The following is a 22,556-nucleotide window of genomic DNA, read 5'->3' on the forward strand; positions in this document are numbered from 1 at the left end:
GTCTAGGCACAAACCGTGTGGGAGCGAGCCTGCTCGCGAAGGCGGATTGTCAGCCAACATTTCTGTTTAAGTCGACGATCGCTTCGCGAGCAGGCTCGCTCCCACAGGGTACGGCGGTGATTGATGCCTTGTAGCCGGCGCTCAGTATATCGATCCGGCCCAACAAACGTCGGGCCTTGCGCAGATTTGTCGGGGAAAGTTACTCCAAAGCTTTCCAGATATCCGTGGCGTACTCGCGAATCGTCCGGTCCGAGGAGAACCAGCCCATCCGCGAGGTGTTGAGCACCGCCGAGCGCCACCAGTTCTGCGAGTCATGCCAGTGCGCATCGACGCGCTTCTGCGCTTCCCAGTAGGAGTCGAAGTCGGCGCAGACCAGGAAGCGGTCATAGTCGATCAACGAGTCGATCAGGCCGGTGTAACGCGAGGTGTCATCCGGCGAGAACACACCGCTGCGAATCGCTTGCAGCACATCGTTCAACCGATGCGAGGCGGCGATGTCGGGCACGGCGCTGAACTCGTGGTTCTGCTTGCGCGCTTCAACCTGTTGCGCGCTGAGGCCGAAGATGAACATGTGCTCGGCACCGATGCGCTCGCACATTTCCACGTTGGCACCGTCGAGGGTGCCGATGGTCAGCGCGCCGTTGAGGCCGAACTTCATGTTACTGGTGCCCGACGCCTCGAAACCGGCGGTGGAAATCTGCTCGGACAAGTCCGCCGCCGGGATGATGCTTTCGGCCAGGCTGACGTTGTAGTTGGGCAGGAACACCACTTTCAGCAGCCCGCGCACGGTCGGGTCGTTGTTCACCACCCGAGCGATGTCGTTGGTCAGTTTGATGATCAGTTTGGCCTGGTGATAACTCGCCGCCGCTTTACCGGCGAAGATCTTCACCCGTGGCACCCAGTCAACTTCCGGCTCGGCACGAATCGCCTGGTACAGCGCCACGGTGTGCAGCAGGTTGAGCAACTGGCGTTTGTATTCGTGGATACGTTTGACCTGCACGTCGAACATCGCCGCCGGGTTGACTGCGATCCCGAGGCGCTCGTGAATCAGATAGGCCAGCGCCTTCTTGCTATGCAAACGCTGCTCGGCGAAGGCTTTGCGGAACGCGGTTTTCTCGGCGAACGGTTCGAGGTCGAGCAGGCGCTCCTCGGGATGGTCGAGCACGTCCGGGCCGAGGGCATCGACCAGCATCGAGGTCAGTTCCGGGTTGGCCTGATACAGCCAGCGGCGGAAGGTAATGCCGTTGGTTTTGTTGTTGATCCGTTCCGGATAGAGCTTGTGCAGTTCGGCGAACACGGTTTTGCGCATCAGTTGCGTATGCAGACCGGACACGCCGTTGACGCTGTGCGAACCGAGGAACGCGAGGTTGCCCATGCGCACCCGCCGGCCGTTGTCTTCTTCGATCAGCGACACGGCGCGCAATACATCGAAGTCGTGAATGCCCTTGGCCCGCAGCGAGTCGATGTGCTGGGCGTTGATCAGATAGATGATCTGCATGTGCCGTGGCAGCATGCGCTCCATCAGGCCGACCGGCCAGGTTTCCAGCGCTTCGGGCAGTAGCGTGTGGTTGGTATACGACAGAGTATCGACGGTGACTTGCCACGCCGCGTCCCATGCGACGTCGTAGACATCGACCAGTTGGCGCATCAGTTCGGCCACCGCGATAGACGGGTGAGTGTCGTTGAGCTGGATCGCCGCGTGATCACCGAGGGTCAGCACCGAGCTGTGCATGTTGCGGTGGCGGCGCAGCAGATCCTGCAGCGAAGCGGCAACGAAGAAATATTCCTGGCGCAGACGCAGCTCTTGGCCGGCTTCGGTGCTGTCTGCCGGGTAGAGGACACGGGAGATACTTTCGGCGCGGGCCACTTCAGCCACGGCGCCCAAGTGGTCACCGGCGTTGAAGCGTTCCAGGTGCAGATCTTCCATGGCGCGGGCACGCCACAGACGCAGGGTGTTGACGCTTGCCCCGCGCCAGCCGACCACTGGTGTGTCGTAGGCAATCGCACGCACGGTTTCCGCCGGCGACCAGACCTGACGGGTTTTGCCGTTGGCGTCGGTGACGGTTTCGACGCTGCCGCCGAAACCGATCGGGTACACCACTTCCGGCCGTTCGAACTCCCATGGGTTGCCGAAATCCAGCCAGTGTTCGGTCTGTTCCTGTTGCCAGCCATCGACAATCGCCTGCCGGAACAAGCCGTGCTCATAACGAATGCCATAGCCATGGCCGGCGATGCCGAGGGTCGACATGCTTTCCATGAAGCACGCCGCCAGACGACCGAGGCCGCCGTTACCAAGCGCCGCGTCGGGCTCCAGCAGACGGATGCGCTCCAGGTTGACGCCCAGTTCGGTCAGCGCTTCACGGGCGACGTCGAGCAGGCCGAGGTTGCTCAGACTGTCGTAGAGCAGGCGGCCGATCAGGAATTCCAGCGAGAGGTAATAAACGCGCTTCTGACCTTTGCGGTAGATCTGCCGGGTGTGGTCCATCCAGTGTTCGACCATGTGATCACGCGCCGCCAGGGCGATGGCTTCGAACCAGTCATGGTCGAAGGCGTGATCGGGGTCTTTGCCCACGGCATAGGTGAGTTTGGTTAGGACGGCGTCGCGGAATGCGGCCACCTCTGCTTCGCGAACTAGTGGTTCTTGAGTCATCAACAGGACCTCGGCGAGCGGGAAATTTCTGAGCCTAGACGGTCTGACCGGCGGTTACGGCTCTGGTTCGGCAGTATTTGCCCGGACTGTGCGCCGGTGCGACATAACCTTGGCGGATGAGCCAATGAATGCAGGGGCCGTGCCGCCCTGGCGGGCAAAATGCGATCGCGGTGAAAATATCCGGCGAAAGGTTGTTCAAAATTCCACCGCTCCCGGTATGATCGCGCGCCCTGATGCACACACCCCTGGTAACTCCCGATGATGAAGCCCAACCTGATCGCCGCCGCCGAGATTGATCGTCTCGATACGTGGGCCAAATACTCTGCGCCGATGTGTGGCTCGTGCATGTCCAGCTGCTGCACGCTGCCGGTCGAGGTCAAGATCAAGGATCTGGTGCGCATCGGCGTGGTCGACGAGTTCGAACTGGGCGATCCGCCGAAGAACATCGCCAAGCGTCTGCAAAAGGAAGGTCTGGTCGAGCGCTTCAATCAGAAGTCGGGGATCTTCACCCTGCAGCGCATGAGCAACAACGACTGCTATTACCTCGATCGTAAAAGCCGCCTGTGCACCATTTATGACAAGCGCCCGGACACCTGCCGCAACCACCCGAAAATCGGCCCGCGGCCGGGGTATTGCGCTTACAAGCCGAAGGAAGTCGAGCGAGTGCAGAATTCCCGAGCGATTGAGAAGTTTTAACAGCAAACCCTCACCCCAGCCCTCTCCCAGAGGGAGAGGGAGCCGACCGAGGTGTCTGGCGCCATACACCGACCTGAAAAAACCAGTCGATTATGGATTCGGTGAAGCCCGCCAAATCGATTCTGGATTCGGCAGAATTCGCTCAGGTCGATGCATCTCCTGAGCATCCCCCAATCAGTCCCCTCTCCCTCTGGGAGAGGGTTAGGGTGAGGGGCTTTTGATCCCGGACAAACAAAAACGCCCCCGGTCTCGCGACCGGGGGCGTTTTCTATTCCAGGGCTGAATTACGCCTTGGCTTTCTTGGCAGCGCGGGTACGCTCGCTTTCGTCGAGGATCTTCTTGCGAAGACGGATCGACTTAGGCGTGACTTCGCACAGCTCGTCTTCCTGGATGTATTCCAGAGCCTGTTCCAGAGTGAAGCGAACAGGTGGGACCAGAGCGATGGTTTCGTCTTTACCCGAAGCACGCATGTTGTCGAGCTTCTTGCCTTTGGTTGGGTTCACACCCAGGTCGTTGTCGCGGCTGTTCTGACCAACGATCTGACCGTTGTAGATCTCCTGGCCGTGTTCTACGAACAGCTTGCCACGAGCCTGCAGGGTTTCCAGCGAGTAGGTCAGAGCCTTGCCGGTTTCAACCGAAACCAGAACGCCGTTCTGACGGCCGGACATGTGGCCCGACTTCACTGGAGCGTAACGGTCGAAGATCGAGGTCAGGATGCCAGCACCGTTGGTCAGGGTCAGGAACTGGTTACGGAAACCGATCAGACCGCGAGCAGGGATGTTGTATTCCAGACGAACACGGCCCTTGCCATCCGGCACCATGTTGCTCAGGTCGCCCTTACGCAGACCCATCTCTTCCATGACCTTGCCCTGCGATTCTTCAGGGATGTCGATGGTGACGTTTTCGAACGGTTCCTGCTTCACGCCGTCAACTTCACGGATGATCACTTCAGGGCGGCCCAAGGCCAGCTCGAAGCCTTCGCGACGCATGGTTTCGATCAGTACCGAGAGGTGCAGCTCACCACGGCCGGAAACCTTGAACTTGTCAGCCGAGTCGCCTTCTTCAACGCGCAGTGCAACGTTGTACAGCAGCTCTTTGTCCAGACGATCCTTGATGTTACGGGAAGTCACGAACTTGCCTTCTTTACCGCAGAATGGCGAGTCGTTGACCTGGAAGGTCATGGAAACGGTTGGCTCGTCAACGGTCAGCGGCTTCATCGCCTCGACGGTGTTGATATCGCACAGAGTGTCGGAGATGAACAGCTCGTCGAAGCCGCTGATGCAAACGATGTCGCCGGCTGCTGCTTCGTCAACGTCAATGCGGTGCAGACCGTGGTGACCCATCAGCTTCAGGATACGACCGTTGCGGCGCTTGCCGTCGGCGCTGATAGCGACAACCGGAGTGTTCGGCTTGACGCGACCGCGAGCGATACGGCCAACACCGATAACACCCAGGAAGCTGTTGTAGTCCAGCGCGGAGATCTGCATCTGGAACGGACCGTCACGGTCAACGGCCGGAGGCGGCACGTGGTCGACTACTGCCTGGTACAGCGGAGTCATGTCTTCCGCCATGGCGGTGTGGTCCAGACCGGCAATACCGTTCAGGGCCGAAGCGTAAACAACCTGGAAGTCCAGTTGTTCTTCGGTCGCACCGAGGTTGTCGAACAGGTCGAAGATCTGGTCCAGAACCCAGTCCGGACGCGCGCCTGGACGGTCAACCTTGTTGATCACCACGATTGGACGCAGGCCGGCTTCGAAAGCCTTCTTGGTCACGAAGCGGGTTTGCGGCATAGGGCCGTCCTGAGCGTCAACCAGCAGCAGAACGGAGTCGACCATCGACATTACGCGTTCAACTTCGCCGCCGAAGTCGGCGTGGCCCGGGGTGTCCACGATGTTGATGTGGTAGCCGTTCCAGTTGATGGCGGTGTTCTTCGCCAGAATGGTAATACCGCGCTCTTTTTCCTGGTCGTTGGAGTCCATCACGCGCTCGTCGTTGAGCTCGTTGCGCTCCAGAGTGCCGGATTGACGCAGGAGTTTGTCTACCAGGGTGGTTTTACCGTGGTCAACGTGGGCAATGATGGCGATGTTGCGTAGATTTTCGATCACTTGTGTATCTCGATCAGAGGATTCGGTTTGCTGACAAGTCATGGCAGCGATTAGCAGTAGTGTCCGGCATGGCCGTTACAGCTTGACGGCGGTGTCGGGGGGCCGGTGACGCAGGCCACAGGCAAACAGCCCCGGGCACTTAGCTCGGTCGATAAACGCGCACATTGGCATGCCCCTCACTGAGCAAATGGTGGGCATGCAGGCGACTCATCACGCCTTTGTCGCAATACAGCAGGTACTGGCGAGTAGGGTCCAGTTCCTTGAAACGTGCGTTCACTGCATAGAACGGCATCGTCTGTACCTCTATGCCGGCGAGTTCCAGCGGGTCATCCTCGGCGGCATCCGGGTGACGGATGTCGATCACGATCTGACCGGCCAGCGCTTCGCTGACTTCTTCAATCTGCAAATCCTGGCCCAATTCGTCGATCACCCGATCGATCGGCACCAGTTTGGCGTTGGCGAGCGCACGCTCGAGCACCGCCATGTCGAATTCTTTCTCTTCGTGCTCAACCCGGCCACGCTTGGCGGCGGTCTTCGGGTTGACCGAAATCACGCCGCAGTATTCCGGCATGTGCCGGGCGAAATCGGCGGTGCCGATCTCGTTGGCGGTATCGATGATGTCCTGCTTGTGCGCGACGATCAGCGGCCGCAGCACCAGCTTGTCAGTCACGCAGTCGATCACCGACAGGTTCGGCAGCGTCTGGCTCGACACCTGGGAGATCGCTTCACCGGTCACCAGCGCATCGATGTGCAGGCGTTCGGCGATCTCGGACGAGGCGCGCAACATCATACGCTTCAAAACCACGCCCATATGACTGTTATCGACTTTGCCGAGAATTTCACCCAGCACTTCCTCGAACGGCACACTGACAAATAGCACGCGTTGCGAGCTGCCGTACTTCTTCCAGATGAAGTGCGCGACTTCCATCACGCCCAATTCGTGGGCACGCCCGCCGAGATTGAAGAAGCAGAAATGCGCCATCAGGCCGCGGCGCATGATCTGGTAAGCCGCCACGGTCGAATCGAAGCCGCCGGACATCAACACCAGCGTCTGCTCCAGCGCACCGAGCGGGTAACCGCCGATGCCGTTGTGCTGGCTGTGAATCACGAACAACCGTTTGTCGCGAACTTCGATACGTACTTCGATTTCCGGCGCTTTCAGGTCGATTCCGGCTGCACCGCACTCACGACGCAGCTTGCTGCCGACGTATTTTTCGACGTCCATCGAGCTGAACGCATGCTTGCCCGCACGCTTGCAGCGCACCGAGAAAATCTTCCCGGCCAGCGCATCGCCGTAGTGCTGTTTGCACTTTTCGGTGATGTCGTCGAAGTCGCCCAGCGGGTACTCGTCGATCTGCAGAAAGTGCGCGATGCCCGGCATGCAGGTCAGGCGTTCGCCCATCTCTTTCAAGGCTTTGGGGTCGGCGACGCGGGTTTCCAGCTCGAGATTGTCCCACACGCCGTTCACCACCACGGCCGGGTCCAGGTCACGGAGCACGGTGCGGATGTTCTTGGCCAACTGGCGGATGAATTTCGTCCGGACAGGTCGGCTTTTGATGGTGATCTCGGGGAAGACTTTTACGATAAGTTTCATGAAAACAGCGCGCGAACGGCCAGCCGAAAAAGGGGGGCGCGGATTATAGCGGAAATTGCTCAAGGTTTAACCAGTTAATGTGCAGAAGGTTTTGCACGCACCAAAACAGGTCATTTCTGAATTCAAACGCAACATTACGGGGCGAGATTTGTCGATTCAGTAGCTCGCGCACCTTAATAAGCGTGAATTTGGCGCAAAAAACCCATGCTGGGGCACTGGCATGCAATTTGCTCCCTTGTGAGGCAGGTTGCCTTGGCAGAGTATTCGCGCCGGCATCACCATTATTAAGGGCATCCACTACCCGCCCTAATTCACCCGGAGGACACTATGTCGAAGTCGGTTCAACTCATCAAAGATCATGACGTCAAGTGGATTGATCTGCGCTTCACGGACACCAAAGGCACTCAGCACCACGTGACCATGCCGGCTCGCGATGCGCTGGATGACGACTTCTTCGAAGTCGGCAAGATGTTCGACGGTTCCTCCATCTCCGGCTGGAAAGGCATCGAAGCCTCCGACATGATCCTGATGCCGGTCGACGAAACGGCCGTACTCGATCCGTTCACCGAAGACCCAACCCTGATTCTGGTGTGCGACATCATCGAGCCTTCGAGCATGCAGGGCTACGATCGCGACCCACGTGCGATCGCCAAGCGCGCCGAAGAGCACCTGAAAGCCACCGGTATCGGTGACACCGTATTCGCCGGTCCAGAGCCAGAATTCTTCATCTTCGACTCGGTGAAATTCAAGTCGGACATCTCCGGCTCGATGTTCAAGATCTACTCCGAGCAAGGTTCGTGGATGTCCGACCAGGACATCGAAGGCGGCAACAAGGGTCACCGTCCAGGCGTGAAAGGCGGCTACTTCCCGGTTCCACCGTTCGACCACGACCACGAAATCCGTACCGCCATGTGCAACGCACTGGAAGAAATGGGTCAGTCGGTTGAAGTTCACCACCACGAAGTGGCAACTGCCGGCCAGAACGAAATCGGCGTCAAGTTCAACACCCTGGTGAAGAAAGCCGACGAAGTTCAAACCCTGAAATACGTTGTGCACAACGTGGCCGACGCTTACGGCCGCACCGCGACCTTCATGCCGAAGCCACTGTACGGCGACAACGGTTCGGGCATGCACGTACACATGTCGATCTGGAAAGACGGCAAGAACACCTTCGCAGGCGAAGGCTATGCCGGCCTGTCCGACACCGCTCTGTACTTCATCGGCGGGATCATCAAGCACGGTAAGGCGCTGAACGGCTTCACCAACCCGGCGACCAACTCCTACAAGCGTCTGGTACCAGGCTTCGAAGCGCCGGTAATGCTGGCCTACTCGGCGCGCAACCGTTCCGCGTCGATCCGCATTCCTTACGTGTCGAGCCCGAAAGCCCGCCGTATCGAAGCGCGCTTCCCGGATCCGGCCGCCAACCCGTACCTGGCTTTCGCAGCCCTGCTGATGGCCGGTCTTGACGGTATCCAGAACAAGATCCACCCAGGCGATGCCGCCGACAAGAACCTGTACGACCTGCCGCCTGAAGAGGCGAAAGAGATTCCACAGGTTTGCGGCAGCCTGAAAGAAGCCCTGGAAGAGCTGGACAAGGGCCGCGCGTTCCTGACCAAGGGCGGCGTGTTCTCCGACGACTTCATCGACGCCTACATCGCGCTGAAATCGGAAGAAGAAATCAAGGTTCGCACCTTCGTACACCCACTGGAATATGAGCTGTACTACAGCTGCTGATCCGGTAGCGCTGCGCAAAGCGGCGTGACAAAAGAGGCCTCCTTCGGGAGGCCTTTTTTCATTGCAGATCAAAAGCCCCCTCACCCTAACCCCCTCCCAGAGGGAGAAGGAACTGATCTTCATGCTCTTCAAAACCTGAGTTCACAGGGGAATTTCAGGTTGCTGTAACTCATGCAAACAACAAGGTCGGTTCCCTCTCCCTCTGGGAGAGGGTTAGGGTGAGGGCACTTTGGGAACTTGCCCCGGGCTGGGCCAACCGCCTCACCTGTCCTATGCTGCTACCCACAGTTTCCAACCCCGGTCGATTTCATGGGTCGCACGTTTCTCTACATTCTGCTGCTGATCGCCCTGCCCGCCGCTGCGCAGATCTACAAGTACACCGACGCCAACGGCAACACCGCATACAGCAACCAGCCGCCGGACGGCGTGCAGGCGCAACCGGTCGACTTGCCGCCCCTCAATCGGGTCGAACCGCAAGCACCGAGCGCTCCGCAAGCACCCAGTCCCGATGAGCGCCAGCCTCCGCGCAACGCTTACGAAATCCTTGAGCTCGCCGGCCTGCCCACTGACGAGGCCCTGCGCGCCAACAATGGCACCTTCACGGTCAACGTATTGATCAAACCGCGCCTGCAACCGCCGCATCAACTAAAACTGGTGCTGGACGATCAACCCTATGGCCAGCCGAGCAACGTGCCGGTTCTGCAACTGGTCAACATCGATCGCGGCGAACATCGCCTGGCGGTGCAAGTGATCGACGGCCAAAGCGTCGTTCAACAGAGCCCGCCAGCCGTCTTTACCGTGCAACGCGTGCACACGCCATGATCCGCGCAGGACTGATACTCATCCTGGTGCTGATGGCGCTGCCCGCCTCGGCTGAGGTCTTTACCTATGTCGACGCACAGGGCAACCGCGTCTACACCGACCAGCCCCGGGCCAATGCCAAGCGCGTACCCATCGCAACCAGCAATCGCATGGCCGTCCCTGCCAGCACCGCCGCGCCGATCACCACGGCGAAAAAATCCGCCGAACCACCGCCCTTTCATTACGACATGCTGCGCATTCTGATCCCGGAGCCCGACGCTACTCTGCGCAGCAGCGCCGGCGAGCTGATCGTCAGCGTCACCAGCGAGCCCGGCCTGCAAAGCGGCCATCGTTATCGCCTGCTGCTCGATGGCAAGGCCACGGGCGAGCCCGGCGTCAGTCCGGTATTTGCCCTGAGTAATATCGATCGCGGCAGCCACAGCCTTTCAATCGAGATTCTCGACGCCGCCGGGCGTACCGTGGAGCGCACCGCCAATCAGCCGTTTCACATGCTGCGCATTTCCCTGGCGCAGAAACGCCAGATCAAACCCTGCGTGGCCGACGACTACGGCGCCCGCCCGGAATGCCCGCTCAAGGACAAACCTGAAGAACCAAAAAATCCGTTTTTGCGCTTCTTTTAACGCCCATCCGCAATGCGCACTCTATTGGTGCACTAAACTGCATCCTGCCCACCACTCAACCCATTTTGGTTCGAAACTTCCCGTTTGAGCTGGCTTCGTGCCATACAAACGCGCGTCAAACGCCTGTTTCAGGGCTTAAACGCTTCTTTTCGGAGCCTTGGTTTGGTTTTTGCATTTTCCTGTTATCAGCGCTTTGTTCTCGCGCACGCCTTGCTCCAAAAGGGGTCCAGATGACCATAAGCGACGCTATCCACCGTTTGCTGCTCGACAACCTGACCACGGCGACCATCCTGCTCGACGCAGAACTGCGCCTGGAGTACATGAACCCGGCGGCGGAGATGCTGCTGGCCGTCAGCGGTCAACGCAGTCACGGCCAGTTCATCAGCGAGCTGTTCACCGAATCCCCCGAGGCGCTCAACTCCCTGCGCCAAGCGGTCGAGCAAGCGCACCCGTTCACCAAGCGTGAAGCGATGCTCACCGCCCTCACCGGCCAGACTTTGACCGTGGATTACGCGGTGACGCCGATCCTCAGCAACGGCGCGACTCTGCTTTTGCTTGAAGTGCACCCGCGTGATCGCCTGTTGCGCATCACCAAGGAAGAGGCGCAGCTGTCCAAGCAGGAAACCAGCAAGATGCTGGTGCGCGGCCTCGCCCACGAGATCAAGAATCCCCTCGGCGGCATCCGCGGTGCCGCGCAGTTGCTGGCCCGCGAGCTGCCGGAAGAAAGCCTGCGCGACTACACCAACGTGATCATTGAAGAGGCCGACCGCCTGCGCAATCTGGTCGACCGCATGCTCGGCTCGAACAAACTGCCCTCGCTGGCGATGTGCAACGTTCATGAAGTCCTCGAACGCGTCTGCCAATTGGTCGAAGCCGAGAGCCAGGGCTGCATCACTCTGGTGCGCGACTACGATCCGAGCATTCCCGACGTGTTGATCGACCGCGAACAAATGATCCAGGCGGTATTGAACATCGTGCGCAACGCGATGCAGGCGATCAGCAGCCAGAACGAACTGCGCCTTGGCCGCATCAGCCTGCGCACCCGCGCCATGCGCCAGTTCACCATCGGCCATATCCGCCATCGTCTGGTGACCAAGATCGAGATCATCGACAACGGTCCGGGCATCCCGGCGGAACTGCAGGAAACCATTTTCTTTCCGATGGTCAGCGGTCGCCCGGACGGTACCGGGCTGGGCCTGGCCATTACCCAGAACATCATCAGTCAGCATCAGGGCCTGATCGAGTGTGAGAGCCATCCAGGCCACACCACGTTCTCGATCTTCTTGCCACTGGAACAAGGAGCCACATCGACATGAGCCGTAGTGAAACCGTGTGGATCGTCGATGACGACCGTTCTATCCGTTGGGTTCTGGAAAAGGCCTTGCAGCAGGAAGGCATGACTACCCAGAGCTTCGACAGCGCCGATGGCGTGATGAGTCGTCTGGCCCGGCAGCAGCCGGACGTGATCATTTCCGATATCCGCATGCCGGGTGCCAGTGGCCTGGATCTGCTGGCGCGGATTCGCGAACAGCACCCACGGCTGCCGGTCATCATCATGACCGCTCATTCCGATCTGGACAGCGCTGTCGCCTCCTATCAGGGCGGCGCTTTCGAGTACTTGCCCAAGCCGTTCGACGTCGATGAAGCGGTGTCGCTGGTCAAGCGTGCCAATCAACATGCGCAGGAGCAGCAAGGCCTGGAAGTTGTGCCGGCGCTGACCCGCACTCCGGAAATCATCGGCGAAGCGCCGGCGATGCAGGAAGTGTTTCGCGCCATCGGTCGCTTGAGCCACTCCAACATCACCGTGCTGATCAACGGCGAATCCGGTACCGGTAAAGAACTGGTTGCCCACGCCCTGCACCGCCACAGCCCGCGCGCGGCTTCTCCGTTCATCGCGTTGAACATGGCGGCGATTCCCAAGGATCTGATGGAATCGGAGCTGTTCGGTCACGAGAAAGGCGCATTCACCGGCGCCGCAAACCTGCGGCGCGGTCGCTTCGAGCAGGCCGACGGCGGCACGCTGTTCCTTGATGAAATCGGCGACATGCCGGCGGATCCCCAGCCCCGCCTGTTGCGTGTCCTGGCCGATGGCGAGTTCTATCGCGTTGGCGGGCATGTGCCGGTCAAAGTCGATGTACGCATCATCGCCGCCACCCACCAGAATCTGGAAACCCTGGTTCACGCCGGCAAATTCCGTGAGGACTTGTTCCACCGCCTCAACGTGATCCGTATCCACATCCCGCGCCTGTCGGATCGTCGTGAAGACATCCCGACGCTGGCCCGGCACTTCCTCAGCCGTGCCGCGCAGGAATTGGCAGTCGAGCCGAAGCTGCTCAAAAGCGAGACCGAGGAATACCTGAAGACCCTGCCGTGGCCGGGCAACGTGCGTCAACTGGAGAACACCTGCCGCTGGATTACCGTCATGGCCTCCGGCCGTGAAGTGCACATCAGCGACTTGCCGCCAGAGCTGCTCAACCTGCCGCAGGACTCGGCGCCCGTGACTAACTGGGAACAGGCCCTGCGCCAGTGGGCCGATCAGGCCTTGGCCCGTGGCCAGTCGAGCCTGCTCGACAGCGCGGTGCCGGCGTTTGAGCGGATCATGATCGAGACGGCGCTCAAGCACACCGCCGGGCGCCGGCGTGATGCTGCCGTTTTGCTCGGCTGGGGGCGTAATACCCTGACGCGCAAGATCAAGGAACTGGGGATGAAGGTTGATGGTGGGGATGATGATGAGGGCGAGGAAGGGTAATCGGCCTTCGGTAGAACAGTTTATTTGTGGTCATCCGTAATCAAGTGTGGGAGCGAGCTTGCTCGCGAAAGCGTCAGGTCATTGAGCGGCTCAGTGACTGAACCGACGCCATCGCGAGCAAGCTCGCTCCCACATTGGCTTCTCCGTGCACCGCATCAATGCACGACGACCTGCGATCGCGCACAGCGGCATTGTCACCGCGACAGCTGAAAGCGCTGGAAAATCCGATCTTTGAATAACTGAAAGCCCCGAATTCCGGGGCTTTCGCATCTCGCAGGCGCTTTTTGTTTCAACAAATGAAAACCTGGCACGCCCCCTGCAATACCTCTGACAGGTGATTCGTTTCACCACCCGTTTCGGGGACCTTGGTACAGGCAGGCCGGGGATTCCCCTCTTTACACCGGGCTCACGGCACAAAGCGGCGAGCCCACCCTTTTGGGATCCTTGGTACAGGCAGGCCGGGGGTTCCCTCTTTACACCGGACCGCCGCCAACAGCGAAGTCCATCCTTTTGGGAACCCTGATACAGGCAGGTCAGGGATTCCCGCTTTTACACCGCCAGCCGAGGTGTTCAGCCCGGCGCTAATCAAGCTTCGGACGTTTGGGCAAATGATGCAGAGGCGGATTTTGCCGCCCCGAGTCATATTCCCGGATCTCGGCTTCCAGCCTGTCCAGCATTTTTCCGGGGCTGGTTTCATGGAGCAAAATGTCGTCGAGCCGTGCCTGCTCGCCAGCGCCGCGCCCACGGTAGATTTTCAGGAACCACCAGACGCGCCGTTGCGTTAGCGGATGCTCGACATGAAATTCAGGTGTACGACTCAATCTCCGGATCGCGTCCAGCAGGCCGGGCCGAGAACCGAAGGTGTCCCAGAGCTCCAATTTTTCAGTTAATTCTTTCCCCGGCGGCACATTGCGCAGCCAAAGGTTTGCCGAGCGATCATTACTTTCAACTCCCAGCCAGATATCGGTGCCTGTTTTGATACGTGCATGTATCAGCCGGCGGAGCGAAGCCGGATCCGTTATTGGATTGCCGATGAGATTGAAGCCGGCTCTGAGTTCAACGGATTCAGGAATCGACGTAATGCGGTTGTTCGCCAGGTTCAACACTTTCGCGGGAATCTCGCTGGTGATGCCCTCTGGGAAACTGTCTAACCTTGCATTGGAAAGATCCAGCTCCTGCAGTGCAGTCATTGCTTTGAGTGAAGGTGCGACCGAAAGCGCATTGTCACCAAGTCTCAATACTTCCAGTCTTGACCGCGCGTTATCTGCATCAAGCCCGCCAGGGAGACGGTTTATTCCGGTTCCTGTCAGATCCAGCACACGCAATTCGGTCATCCGGGTAATGTCAGGCGCCACCAGCAAAGAATTATTCTTATGCAGGTCAAGCACCTGTAAGCGCGAAGGACTGGGCAACCCGGCCACCACGCCAGCAAGATCTGCCATGCCATATGTGTTCCCAAGCCTCAACACTTGCAATTGGGTCATGCCGCTCACCGAAAACCGTGCGGGAAAGTTGCAATCCTGCAGGCTCAGCACTCGTAAACGGGACAGGCCGTTCAATAGCGTCGCAAAGCGCGAATTTATCTCGAGTCGTGATTGAAGTATCTGAAACTGGTAACGCCCAGCAGCGTTGTCCCAGGCATGTAGCCCGGTGGCAAACTGCGCGCTTGTTACCGTCAGGCTTTCAATGTTGGGAAACTGCGCAAAAAACACCTCAGAATTCAGCCGCGCATTTCCTCTTAAAGAAAGCTCGACGACTGCTTTGAATTTCAATGAATGCAGCCTCTCGACTGGCCATAGCATGAGATTCATATCCAGCTTGTACCCCGACAGCTGCCCATCACGATAGACCCGCAGATCAGGCTGACCTTGCCACTTGTACAACTGGCGTAACGTGCTCCACATGTCAATCGCCGCCTGTTTTTCACTCCCCCAGGCCTCGCGAGACTGAAAGTGCGGGAACCAGACGTTTTCGCTGCCCAATTGCCCAAGCCCAAGCTGAATCCGCTTGAGCTCAAGATCCGCTACGTCCTTGTCATCGAACCGGGCGATAAACTCATCCGCGTGTTGATCGCTCATGTCCGGAAGATAACTTCGGACCTGCGCTCGGGTGGCTGGCTCAACGACCGTACGCGGGTACCAAAAACCGCTAGCGGCATCACGCAGCATTACCGGGCCTGGAAGCAGATCGCTTGGCCGCCGGGCGCGATGCAGTCCCGTCTCCGGATCCACGGCGACAAGCACAAATCCGCCATCGGCCACTTCAGCGTAGGTGCGCTTCTTGAATACCGTTAAACCTTCACTGTTGACTTCTGGAAGAATTGCCCGGGCATTGATTACGTAATCGTCCAGCGCCGGTCCAGGCGCAAGCAAACGCGTTTCAACAGGGGCCGCGTGAATAATGACCGCCGGGGTCGTGCCAGCGGCATCTGCGTCAACAGCGCTGGACGAACCCGGGCGCGGCCGCAGGTCATCGAGGGAGAGCCCTGAACCAAAATCTCTACGGCCCGATGGGCCGGGGAGCGGTGTGCCCACCTCGGCCGGTCGGGTCGGGCTGGTCGATGCATCCACTTTCACGGGGGTGCTGCCACCGGTAGGTGGTTTTACTGGCATGTTGTTCATCCTTGAAAAGGTCGCCCCTGGCAGTCGTGCAAGGGGCGAAGGCTTTCGGCATCCTGCCGGTTTGAAGAGGATCGCACGATAGCGTGTGCAAGCATTTCAAGGAGAGTGGAAAACCAGACAGGCGCAGTGGGAAACGACGTCAGGAAGCGTAGGGGTCTCGAGGAGGACGGCAGGATTTCAATCAGTTCGTTTGCAAACGAATCTCCAGCCGCCAGCGGTCATCGACCTCACTGCCGAGCCAATTGCCCTGCAGCGGCCGCGCTGCCAGCACCGTCAACAATAACCCACCGTCACTTTTACGAACGCGCCAGTTGACGTCCTTGCCATTGAGCTTGAGCTGGCCTTTCTGCGCCGGACCTTCGGCCTGAAACAACAACGCCACCGTGCCATCGATGATCTCACCGTGCAGCTTCGGCTCGTTGTTGAACCAAACCACCAAACCGCTATCGGTCACTTCTACCTGCTGCAACACGCTCGGATCCGGCGTCGTCAGGCGGCCGATCATCAAACCGATCATCAACCCGACAATCGCCAGCGAACCGATGACTCGCGGGAATAGTTTCGAACGGTTGTCCACAGGCGGCGTAGAATGCCGCTCATCTTTACCTTCGGAGCCGTGCATGTTTCACGTCATCCTTTTTCAACCAGAAATTCCGCCGAATACCGGCAACGTTATCAGGCTGTGCGCCAACAGCGGCTGCCACCTGCATTTGATCGAACCGCTGGGCTTCGAGATGGACGACAAGCGCTTGCGCCGCGCCGGTCTCGATTACCACGAATATGCCACGCTGCAACGTCATGCAGACCTGGCCAGTTGCCTGGAAAGCCTGGGCAACCCGCGATTGTTCGCATTTACCACCAAGGGTTCGCGGCCTTTCCATGATGCCGCATTCGTGCCCGGCGATGCGTTTCTGTTCGGCCCGGAAAGTCGTGGGCTGCCGGCGGATGTGCTCGACGCCCTGCCTGCCGACCAGCGCCTGCGCATGCCGATGCGCGAAGGCTGCCGCAGCCTGAACCTGTCCAACACCGTGGCGGTCGCCGTGTACGAAGCGTGGCGCCAGAACGATTTCAAGTAACGCCATAAAACAAATGTGGGAGCGAGCCTGCTCGCGATTACGGCGTGTCAGGCAACATTGATGTGTCTGACAGACCGCTTTCGCGAGCAGGCTCGCTCCCACATGGGGTGTCGCTGAACCGTCTTACTGAACGGTCGGCGTCTCGCCGCTTTCCTGCATGCGCTGCAGCTCTTGCGCGTACAGAGCATCGAAGTTGACCGGGGCCAGCATCAGCGCCGGGAACGAACCACGGGTAACCAGGCTGTCCAGGGTTTCGCGGGCGTACGGGAACAGGATGTTCGGGCAGAACGCACCGAGGGTGTGGCTCATCGAAGCCGCGTCGAGGTTCTTGATCAGGAAGATACCGGCCTGCTGCACTTCAGCAATGAACGCGACTTCTTCACCGTTCTTCACGGTCACCGACAGGGTCAGCACCACTTCGTAGAAGTCGCCTTCCAGTGCTTTCTGACGCGTGTTCAGGTCCAGACCGACCGCCGGATCCCACTGCTGGCGAAAGATTGCCGGGCTTTTCGGGGCTTCGAAGGACAGGTCGCGTACGTAGATGCGCTGCAAGGAGAATTGCGGTGCGGTTTCTTCTTCGCTGGCTGCAGTGTTCTGTTGGTCAGTCATCTCAGATCCTTATCGATCTTGGGTCTTTTAGGGAGTGCTGTACGTGGGTGCAGCCGTTCAGGCCTTGAGCAGCGCGTCGAGTTTGCCGGCGCGCTCCAAAGCATACAAATCATCACAACCGCCGATGTGCTGGCTGCCGATCCAGATCTGCGGCACGGACGTGCGCCCGGCTTTCTGGGTCATTTCGGCACGCAGCTGCGGCTTGCCATCGACCTTGATCTCTTCGAAGGCCACACCTTTGCTGGCGAGCAGATGCTTGGCGCGCGAGCAGTAAGGGCAGTAGTCGCTGGAGTAGACGATGACTTTGTTCATGTCATTTCACCAGCGGCAGGTTGTCGCCCTTCCAGCTGGAAATCCCGCCGGACAGTTTGGCCGCGGTGAAGCCGGATTTCATCAGCTCGCGGGCGTGGGTGCCGGCGGTCTGACCGAGGGCATCGACCAGAATGATGGTCTTGGCCTTGTGCTTTTCCAGCTCGCCGACGCGGGCCGCCAATTTGTCCTGAGGGATGTTCACCGCGCCAACGATGTGGCCAGCGGCATAATCCTTGGCCGGACGGATGTCCACCACCACGCCTGCATCTTTATTGACCAGTGCGGTCAGCTCGCCGGTGCTCAGGCTTTTACCGCCGCCCTGCATCGTGTGTGCCAGCAACAGAGCCAGCAGTACGACGAAGATACCGACAAGAATGTAGTGGTTAGTGGCAAATTCAATCAGGTGAGCAACCATCGAAGGAGGTTCCAGGGCGTTAAAATGTCGGCCAGTATACACAGCCACTATGGTCGGCCAAACCCCGTCCGGCGGTGACGCGGTCGGAACTTCGCTTTAAACTCCAACTCCGTTTTCCATCGCCCTCTTCTTTATCAGCCACGAGTGGATTCCATGACGACTACGCCCAAACCTTTGGTCCTGATGATTCTCGACGGCTTCGGTCACAGCGACAGCCCCGAATCCAATGCCGTGTTCGCGGCGAAGAAACCTGTGCTGGATCGTCTGTGGGCTACCGTGCCGAACGGCTTGATCTCGGGCAGCGGCATGGACGTCGGTCTGCCAGACGGCCAGATGGGCAACTCCGAAGTCGGCCACATGAACCTCGGCGCCGGGCGCGTGGTGTATCAGGACTTCACCCGTGTGACCAAAGCGATCCGCGACGGCGAGTTCTTCGAGAACCCGACTATCTGCGCCGCTGTGGATAAAGCCGTGGCCACCGGTAAAGCCGTGCACTTCATGGGCCTGCTGTCCGATGGCGGCGTGCACAGCCACCAGGACCATCTGATCGCCATGGCCGAACTGGCCTTCAAGCGCGGCGCGGAAAAAATCTACCTGCACGCCTTCCTTGATGGTCGTGACACACCGCCAAAAAGCGCTGCTTCGTCGATCGAACTGCTCGACGCGACTTTCCAGGCACTCGGCAAGGGCCGTATCGCCAGCATCATCGGCCGCTACTTCGCCATGGACCGTGACAACCGTTGGGACCGTGTCGCTCAGGCCTACAACCTGATCGTCGACGGCAACGGCGAATTCAACGCCGCCACCGCTCAGGAAGGCCTCGAAGCCGCCTATGCCCGTGGCGAAAGCGACGAATTCGTCAAAGCCACTTCCATCGGCGAGCCGGTGAAGGTCGAAGACGGCGATGCCGTGGTGTTCATGAACTTCCGTGCCGACCGCGCCCGCGAGCTGACCCGGGTGTTCGTCGAAGACGATTTCAAGGAATTCGAGCGCGCCCGTCAGCCGAAGCTGGCCGGTTTCGTCATGCTGACCCAGTACGCTGCCAGCATTCCGGCACCATCGGCCTTCGCCGCCGGCAGCCTGGAAAACGTTCTCGGCGATTACCTGGCGAAAAACGGCAAGACCCAACTGCGCATCGCCGAAACCGAGAAATACGCCCACGTGACCTTCTTCTTCTCCGGCGGTCGCGAAGAACCGTTCCCGGGCGAAGAGCGCATCCTGATCCCGTCGCCGAAAGTCGCTACTTACGATTTGCAGCCGGAAATGAGCGCGCCGGAAGTCACCGACCGCATCGTCGACGCTATCGAAAACCAGCGTTACGACGTGATTATCGTCAACTACGCCAACGGCGACATGGTCGGCCACAGCGGTGTGTTCGACGCCGCGGTGAAAGCGGTCGAGTGCCTGGACACCTGCGTCGGTCGCATCGTTGAAGCGCTGGAAAAAGTCGGCGGCGAAGCCTTGATCACTGCCGACCACGGCAACGTCGAAAAAATGGCCGATGAAGAAACCCACCAAGCGCACACCGCGCATACCACCGAGCCGGTGCCGTTCATTTATGTCGGCAAACGCAACCTGAAGGTGCGCGAAGGCGGCGTGCTGGCGGACGTGGCACCGACCATGCTGATGCTGCTGGGTCTGGAAAAACCGGCGGAGATGACCGGGACTTCGATCCTGGTCTGACCGGAATCCAGAAAACACCGCAAAACCCTGTAGGAGTGAGCCTGCTCGCGATAGCCATCTGACAGTCAACTCCTCTATTGAATGTGAGTACGTCATCGCGAGCAGGCTCACTCCTACACTGGTTTTCGGTGTTTTTCTGTCCAGTTATCACACAGCCCCAATTGGGCGTTTTTTTTGCAGCCTCGGGCGGGCATACTAGGCCGTCCCTTACCCTGGTGCCGCCCGCCCCTATGCTTCGCGTCCTGATCGCCCTTGCTCTGACCTGTCTGCTCCAGCCGGCCTTCGCCGACGAGCGCGCGCAAACCCAACAGCAGTTGGACGCCACGCGTCAGGATATTGCCGAGTTGAAGAAGCTCCTGGGCAAGCTGCAGGAAGAAAAGTCCGGCGTGCAGAAGGAGCTCAAGGGCACTGAAACCGAGATGGGCAAGCTGCAGAAACAGGTCGATGCGCTGCAGAAAGAACTGCAGAAAAGCGAATCCGAGCTGCAGCGGCTCGATGCAGAGAAAAAAAAACTCCAGAGCGCGCGCACTGAACAGCAGCGACTGATCGCCATTCAGGCCCGAGCGGCCTATCAGAACGGTCGCCAGGAATACCTCAAGCTGCTGCTCAACCAGCAGAATCCCGAGAAATTCGCCCGCACCCTCACCTATTACGACTACCTGAGCCAGGCGCGCCTGGAGCAGTTGAAGAACTTCAACGAAACCCTGCGCCAACTGGCCAATGTCGAAAAAGACATCGGCCTGCAGCAAGCGCAGTTGCTGGTACAGAAAAGCGACCTCGACACCCAGCGCGAAGCACTCGAGAAAGTCCGCAAGGAGCGCCAGCAGGTTCTCGCCAGACTCAATGACGACGTGAAGGCTCGCGACCAGAAACTGGCCGCCCGCGAGCAGGATCAGGCAGACCTGTCTAAAGTCCTTAAAACCATTGAAGAAACCCTGGCCCGCCAGGCTCGTGAGGCAGAAGAAGCGCGGCAGAAAGCGCTGATCGCCCAGCAGGAAGCGGAAAAAAAGCGTTTGCGTGAGGCGCAGGCTGAAAACAGCGACGCCCCACGAAAACCCGTCAGATCAAGCCCCGGCGCGCTGGTATCGAGCAGCGGCGAAACGTTTGGCGGGCCTTTTGCTGCAACCCGGGGAAAACTTCCGTGGCCGGTTGATGGTCGATTACTCGCACGCTTCGGTGAAAGCCGCGGCGACGATGCCCGCACCAAGTGGGATGGCGTGATGATCAGCGCCTCCGCCGGCAGCCAGGTGCATGCCGTACATGGTGGGCGCGTGGTGTTTGCCGACTGGCTGCGCGGTGCCGGGTTGCTGGTGATCCTCGATCACGGCAACGGTTTTCTGAGTCTTTACGGTCACAACCAGACGCTGCTCAAGTCGGCGGGTGATGTGGTCAAGGCTGGCGAGTCGATTTCCACTGTCGGTAACAGTGGCGGTCAGGACACGCCAGCGCTGTATTTCGCAATTCGTCAGCAGGGTCACCCGAGTGATCCGGCGCAATGGTGTCGTGCGCAAGGATAAGCACGTTACCTAATTCAGGAGTTCGTTCGACATGCTGCATTTGTCCCGCCTTACCTCGCTGGCCCTGACGATCGCTCTGGTGATCGGCGCGCCTCTGGCGTTCGCCGCGCAACCGGCCCCGACCGTCGCTCCGGCAGGCACTGCCGCGACCGCCAAGGCGCCGTTGCCGCTGGAAGAGTTGCGCACCTTCGCCGAGGTCATGGACCGGATCAAAGCCGCGTACGTCGAACCTGTGGACGACAAGACCCTGCTGGAAAACGCGATCAAGGGCATGCTCAGCAACCTCGATCCGCACTCGGCCTACCTTGGCCCGGAAGACTTCACCGAACTGCAGGAAAGCACCAGCGGTGAGTTCGGCGGCCTGGGCATCGAAGTCGGTGCTGAAGACGGCTTCATCAAGGTCGTCTCGCCAATCGATGACACCCCGGCATCCAAGGCCGGCATTCAGGCCGGTGACTTCATCGTCAAGATCAACGGCCAGCCAACCCGCGGCCAGACCATGACCGAAGCCGTCGACAAGATGCGCGGCAAGATCGGCCAGAAAATCACCCTGACTCTGGTTCGCGACGGCGGCACGCCATTCGACGTGACCCTGGCGCGTGCGGTGATTCAGGTGAAGAGCGTCAAGGCGCAGCTGCTGGAATCGGGCTACGGCTACATCCGCATTACCCAGTTCCAGGTCAAGACCGGCGAAGAAGTCTCCAAGGCGCTGGCCAAGCTGCGCAAGGACAACGGCAAGAAGCTCAACGGCATCATTCTCGACCTGCGCAACAACCCGGGCGGCGTGCTGCAATCGGCGGTTGAAGTGGTTGACCATTTCATCACCAAGGGCCTGATCGTCTACACCAAGGGGCGCATCGCCAATTCCGAGCTGCGCTTCTCCGCCACCGGCAAGGATGAAAGCGAAGCGGTACCGATGGTGGTGCTGATCAACGGTGGCAGCGCCTCGGCTTCGGAAATCGTCGCCGGCGCCCTGCAGGACCAGAAACGCGCCGTGGTCATGGGCACCACCAGCTTCGGCAAGGGCTCGGTGCAAACCGTTCTGCCGCTGAACAATGATCGCGCGCTGAAGATCACCACCGCGCTGTACTTCACGCCCAATGGCCGCTCGATTCAGGCCCAGGGCATCGTCCCGGACATTGAAGTGCGCCGCGCGAAGATCACCAACGAAGCCGACAGCGAGTACTTCAAGGAAGCGGACCTGCAAGGTCACCTGGGCAACGGCAACGGCGGCGCCGACAAGCCGAGTGGTTCGGCTGGCAAGGCCAAAGCGATGCCGCAGGATGACGATTACCAACTGGCCCAGGCCCTGAGCCTGCTCAAAGGCCTGAGCATCACCTCCGGCCGTTGAGG

The 22,556-nt window shown here is 59.5% G+C and carries 18 protein-coding genes; 10 read left to right on the top strand and 8 right to left on the bottom strand.

The genetic code is table 11. From position 1 onward, the window contains the following. Positions 1 to 199 precede the first annotated feature (199 nt). Complete coding sequence (locus AEQ63_RS10515) at positions 200 to 2,650, bottom strand: glycogen/starch/alpha-glucan phosphorylase (protein ID WP_064363337.1); 2,451 nt, start codon at positions 2,648 to 2,650, stop codon at positions 200 to 202. Positions 2,651 to 2,908: 258 nt separating this feature from the next. Here AEQ63_RS10515 and AEQ63_RS10520 point away from each other — a divergent pair, with 258 nt between their 5' ends. Next, the gene (locus AEQ63_RS10520; protein WP_042608652.1) at positions 2,909 to 3,346 is read left to right on the top strand and encodes a YkgJ family cysteine cluster protein; all 438 of its coding nucleotides are present in this window, start codon (positions 2,909 to 2,911) and stop codon (positions 3,344 to 3,346) included. Positions 3,347 to 3,630: 284 nt separating this feature from the next. On the opposite strand, the gene typA is transcribed toward AEQ63_RS10520, so the two are convergent. Both typA and thiI read right to left on the bottom strand, forming a co-directional pair. Then, on the bottom strand, positions 3,631 to 5,451 hold the full coding sequence (typA, locus tag AEQ63_RS10525; protein WP_016772102.1) for a translational GTPase TypA: 1,821 nt from the start codon (positions 5,449 to 5,451) through the stop codon (positions 3,631 to 3,633). Between the two features lie 139 nt (positions 5,452 to 5,590). After that, positions 5,591 to 7,045: a tRNA uracil 4-sulfurtransferase ThiI gene (thiI, locus tag AEQ63_RS10530; RefSeq protein ID WP_064363339.1), complete on the bottom strand. Its 1,455-nt coding sequence runs from the start codon at positions 7,043 to 7,045 to the stop codon at positions 5,591 to 5,593. Between the two features lie 327 nt (positions 7,046 to 7,372). Between thiI and glnA the strand changes: the two genes are divergently transcribed. From glnA to ntrC, 5 genes are all read left to right on the top strand, one after another. Next, positions 7,373 to 8,779 carry a type I glutamate--ammonia ligase gene (gene glnA, locus AEQ63_RS10535; RefSeq protein WP_016772104.1) on the top strand — a complete coding sequence of 469 codons (1,407 nt, stop codon included), beginning with the start codon at positions 7,373 to 7,375 and terminating at the stop codon, positions 8,777 to 8,779. Between the two features lie 309 nt (positions 8,780 to 9,088). Next, the gene (locus AEQ63_RS10540) at positions 9,089 to 9,601 is read left to right on the top strand and encodes a DUF4124 domain-containing protein (RefSeq protein WP_064363340.1); all 513 of its coding nucleotides are present in this window, start codon (positions 9,089 to 9,091) and stop codon (positions 9,599 to 9,601) included. Further along, positions 9,598 to 10,221: a DUF4124 domain-containing protein gene (locus AEQ63_RS10545; RefSeq protein ID WP_064363342.1), complete on the top strand. Its 624-nt coding sequence runs from the start codon at positions 9,598 to 9,600 to the stop codon at positions 10,219 to 10,221. The genes AEQ63_RS10540 and AEQ63_RS10545 overlap by 4 nt, the downstream gene beginning before the upstream one ends. Positions 10,222 to 10,451: 230 nt before the next feature. After that, positions 10,452 to 11,537, top strand: coding sequence for a nitrogen regulation protein NR(II) (gene glnL / locus AEQ63_RS10550; protein ID WP_039756599.1), 1,086 nt, complete (start codon positions 10,452 to 10,454; stop codon positions 11,535 to 11,537). Next, positions 11,534 to 12,970, top strand: a complete 1,437-nt coding sequence (gene ntrC / locus AEQ63_RS10555; RefSeq protein WP_064363344.1) for a nitrogen regulation protein NR(I) — start codon at positions 11,534 to 11,536, stop codon at positions 12,968 to 12,970. The genes glnL and ntrC overlap by 4 nt, the downstream gene beginning before the upstream one ends. A 581-nt stretch (positions 12,971 to 13,551) precedes the next feature. On the opposite strand, the gene AEQ63_RS10560 is transcribed toward ntrC, so the two are convergent. Together AEQ63_RS10560 and AEQ63_RS10565 are read right to left on the bottom strand one after the other, a co-directional pair. Further along, positions 13,552 to 15,582 (bottom strand): leucine-rich repeat domain-containing protein, encoded by a 2,031-nt coding sequence (locus AEQ63_RS10560; protein ID WP_236705254.1) that lies wholly within the window; start codon positions 15,580 to 15,582, stop codon positions 13,552 to 13,554. 190 nt (positions 15,583 to 15,772) lie between these two features. After that, on the bottom strand, positions 15,773 to 16,213 hold the full coding sequence (locus tag AEQ63_RS10565; protein WP_064363345.1) for a hypothetical protein: 441 nt from the start codon (positions 16,211 to 16,213) through the stop codon (positions 15,773 to 15,775). Here AEQ63_RS10565 and AEQ63_RS10570 point away from each other — a divergent pair. Beyond that, positions 16,212 to 16,667, top strand: coding sequence for a tRNA (cytidine(34)-2'-O)-methyltransferase (locus AEQ63_RS10570; protein WP_064363347.1), 456 nt, complete (start codon positions 16,212 to 16,214; stop codon positions 16,665 to 16,667). The genes AEQ63_RS10565 and AEQ63_RS10570 overlap by 2 nt on opposite strands. Positions 16,668 to 16,790: 123 nt before the next feature. On the opposite strand, the gene secB is transcribed toward AEQ63_RS10570, so the two are convergent. From secB to AEQ63_RS10585, 3 genes are read right to left on the bottom strand one after another with little or no spacing between them, the layout of a single operon-like run. After that, the gene (gene secB, locus AEQ63_RS10575; RefSeq protein ID WP_016772114.1) at positions 16,791 to 17,276 is read right to left on the bottom strand and encodes a protein-export chaperone SecB; all 486 of its coding nucleotides are present in this window, start codon (positions 17,274 to 17,276) and stop codon (positions 16,791 to 16,793) included. Between the two features lie 57 nt (positions 17,277 to 17,333). Continuing rightward, positions 17,334 to 17,588, bottom strand: a complete 255-nt coding sequence (gene grxC, locus AEQ63_RS10580) for a glutaredoxin 3 (RefSeq protein WP_064363348.1) — start codon at positions 17,586 to 17,588, stop codon at positions 17,334 to 17,336. 1 nt (position 17,589) lies between these two features. Continuing rightward, complete coding sequence (locus AEQ63_RS10585; protein WP_016772116.1) at positions 17,590 to 18,003, bottom strand: rhodanese-like domain-containing protein; 414 nt, start codon at positions 18,001 to 18,003, stop codon at positions 17,590 to 17,592. Positions 18,004 to 18,156: 153 nt separating this feature from the next. Here AEQ63_RS10585 and gpmI point away from each other — a divergent pair, with 153 nt between their 5' ends. The 3 genes from gpmI to AEQ63_RS10600 all read left to right on the top strand — a co-directional run bounded on the left by gpmI (position 18,157) and on the right by AEQ63_RS10600 (position 22,554). Then, on the top strand, positions 18,157 to 19,686 hold the full coding sequence (gene gpmI, locus AEQ63_RS10590; protein ID WP_064363350.1) for a 2,3-bisphosphoglycerate-independent phosphoglycerate mutase: 1,530 nt from the start codon (positions 18,157 to 18,159) through the stop codon (positions 19,684 to 19,686). Between the two features lie 230 nt (positions 19,687 to 19,916). Further along, on the top strand, positions 19,917 to 21,203 hold the full coding sequence (locus AEQ63_RS10595; protein ID WP_064363352.1) for a murein hydrolase activator EnvC family protein: 1,287 nt from the start codon (positions 19,917 to 19,919) through the stop codon (positions 21,201 to 21,203). 31 nt (positions 21,204 to 21,234) lie between these two features. Next, positions 21,235 to 22,554: a S41 family peptidase gene (locus AEQ63_RS10600; RefSeq protein WP_042608642.1), complete on the top strand. Its 1,320-nt coding sequence runs from the start codon at positions 21,235 to 21,237 to the stop codon at positions 22,552 to 22,554. The last annotated feature ends 2 nt before the right edge of the window (positions 22,555 to 22,556 follow it).

The sequence above is a fragment of the Pseudomonas sp. RIT-PI-o genome (assembly GCF_001297215.1).
In the GTDB taxonomy this organism is placed as follows: domain Bacteria; phylum Pseudomonadota; class Gammaproteobacteria; order Pseudomonadales; family Pseudomonadaceae; genus Aquipseudomonas; species Aquipseudomonas moraviensis_A.

What these genes read in the sequence shown, in the direction of transcription:
- AEQ63_RS10515 (WP_064363337.1), bottom strand. Translation starts at nt 2,650, where the DNA reads ATGACTCAAGAACCACTAGTTCGCGAAGCAGAGGTGGCCGCATTCCGC.
- AEQ63_RS10520 (WP_042608652.1), top strand. Translation starts at nt 2,909, where the DNA reads ATGATGAAGCCCAACCTGATCGCCGCCGCCGAGATTGATCGTCTCGAT.
- thiI (WP_064363339.1), bottom strand. Translation starts at nt 7,045, where the DNA reads ATGAAACTTATCGTAAAAGTCTTCCCCGAGATCACCATCAAAAGCCGA.
- glnA (WP_016772104.1), top strand. Translation starts at nt 7,373, where the DNA reads ATGTCGAAGTCGGTTCAACTCATCAAAGATCATGACGTCAAGTGGATT.
- AEQ63_RS10540 (WP_064363340.1), top strand. Translation starts at nt 9,089, where the DNA reads ATGGGTCGCACGTTTCTCTACATTCTGCTGCTGATCGCCCTGCCCGCC.
- AEQ63_RS10545 (WP_064363342.1), top strand. Translation starts at nt 9,598, where the DNA reads ATGATCCGCGCAGGACTGATACTCATCCTGGTGCTGATGGCGCTGCCC.
- glnL (WP_039756599.1), top strand. Translation starts at nt 10,452, where the DNA reads ATGACCATAAGCGACGCTATCCACCGTTTGCTGCTCGACAACCTGACC.
- ntrC (WP_064363344.1), top strand. Translation starts at nt 11,534, where the DNA reads ATGAGCCGTAGTGAAACCGTGTGGATCGTCGATGACGACCGTTCTATC.
- AEQ63_RS10560 (WP_236705254.1), bottom strand. Translation starts at nt 15,582, where the DNA reads ATGCCAGTAAAACCACCTACCGGTGGCAGCACCCCCGTGAAAGTGGAT.
- AEQ63_RS10570 (WP_064363347.1), top strand. Translation starts at nt 16,212, where the DNA reads ATGTTTCACGTCATCCTTTTTCAACCAGAAATTCCGCCGAATACCGGC.
- AEQ63_RS10565 (WP_064363345.1), bottom strand. Translation starts at nt 16,213, where the DNA reads ATGCACGGCTCCGAAGGTAAAGATGAGCGGCATTCTACGCCGCCTGTG.
- secB (WP_016772114.1), bottom strand. Translation starts at nt 17,276, where the DNA reads ATGACTGACCAACAGAACACTGCAGCCAGCGAAGAAGAAACCGCACCG.
- grxC (WP_064363348.1), bottom strand. Translation starts at nt 17,588, where the DNA reads ATGAACAAAGTCATCGTCTACTCCAGCGACTACTGCCCTTACTGCTCG.
- AEQ63_RS10585 (WP_016772116.1), bottom strand. Translation starts at nt 18,003, where the DNA reads ATGGTTGCTCACCTGATTGAATTTGCCACTAACCACTACATTCTTGTC.
- gpmI (WP_064363350.1), top strand. Translation starts at nt 18,157, where the DNA reads ATGACGACTACGCCCAAACCTTTGGTCCTGATGATTCTCGACGGCTTC.
- AEQ63_RS10595 (WP_064363352.1), top strand. Translation starts at nt 19,917, where the DNA reads ATGCTTCGCGTCCTGATCGCCCTTGCTCTGACCTGTCTGCTCCAGCCG.
- AEQ63_RS10600 (WP_042608642.1), top strand. Translation starts at nt 21,235, where the DNA reads ATGCTGCATTTGTCCCGCCTTACCTCGCTGGCCCTGACGATCGCTCTG.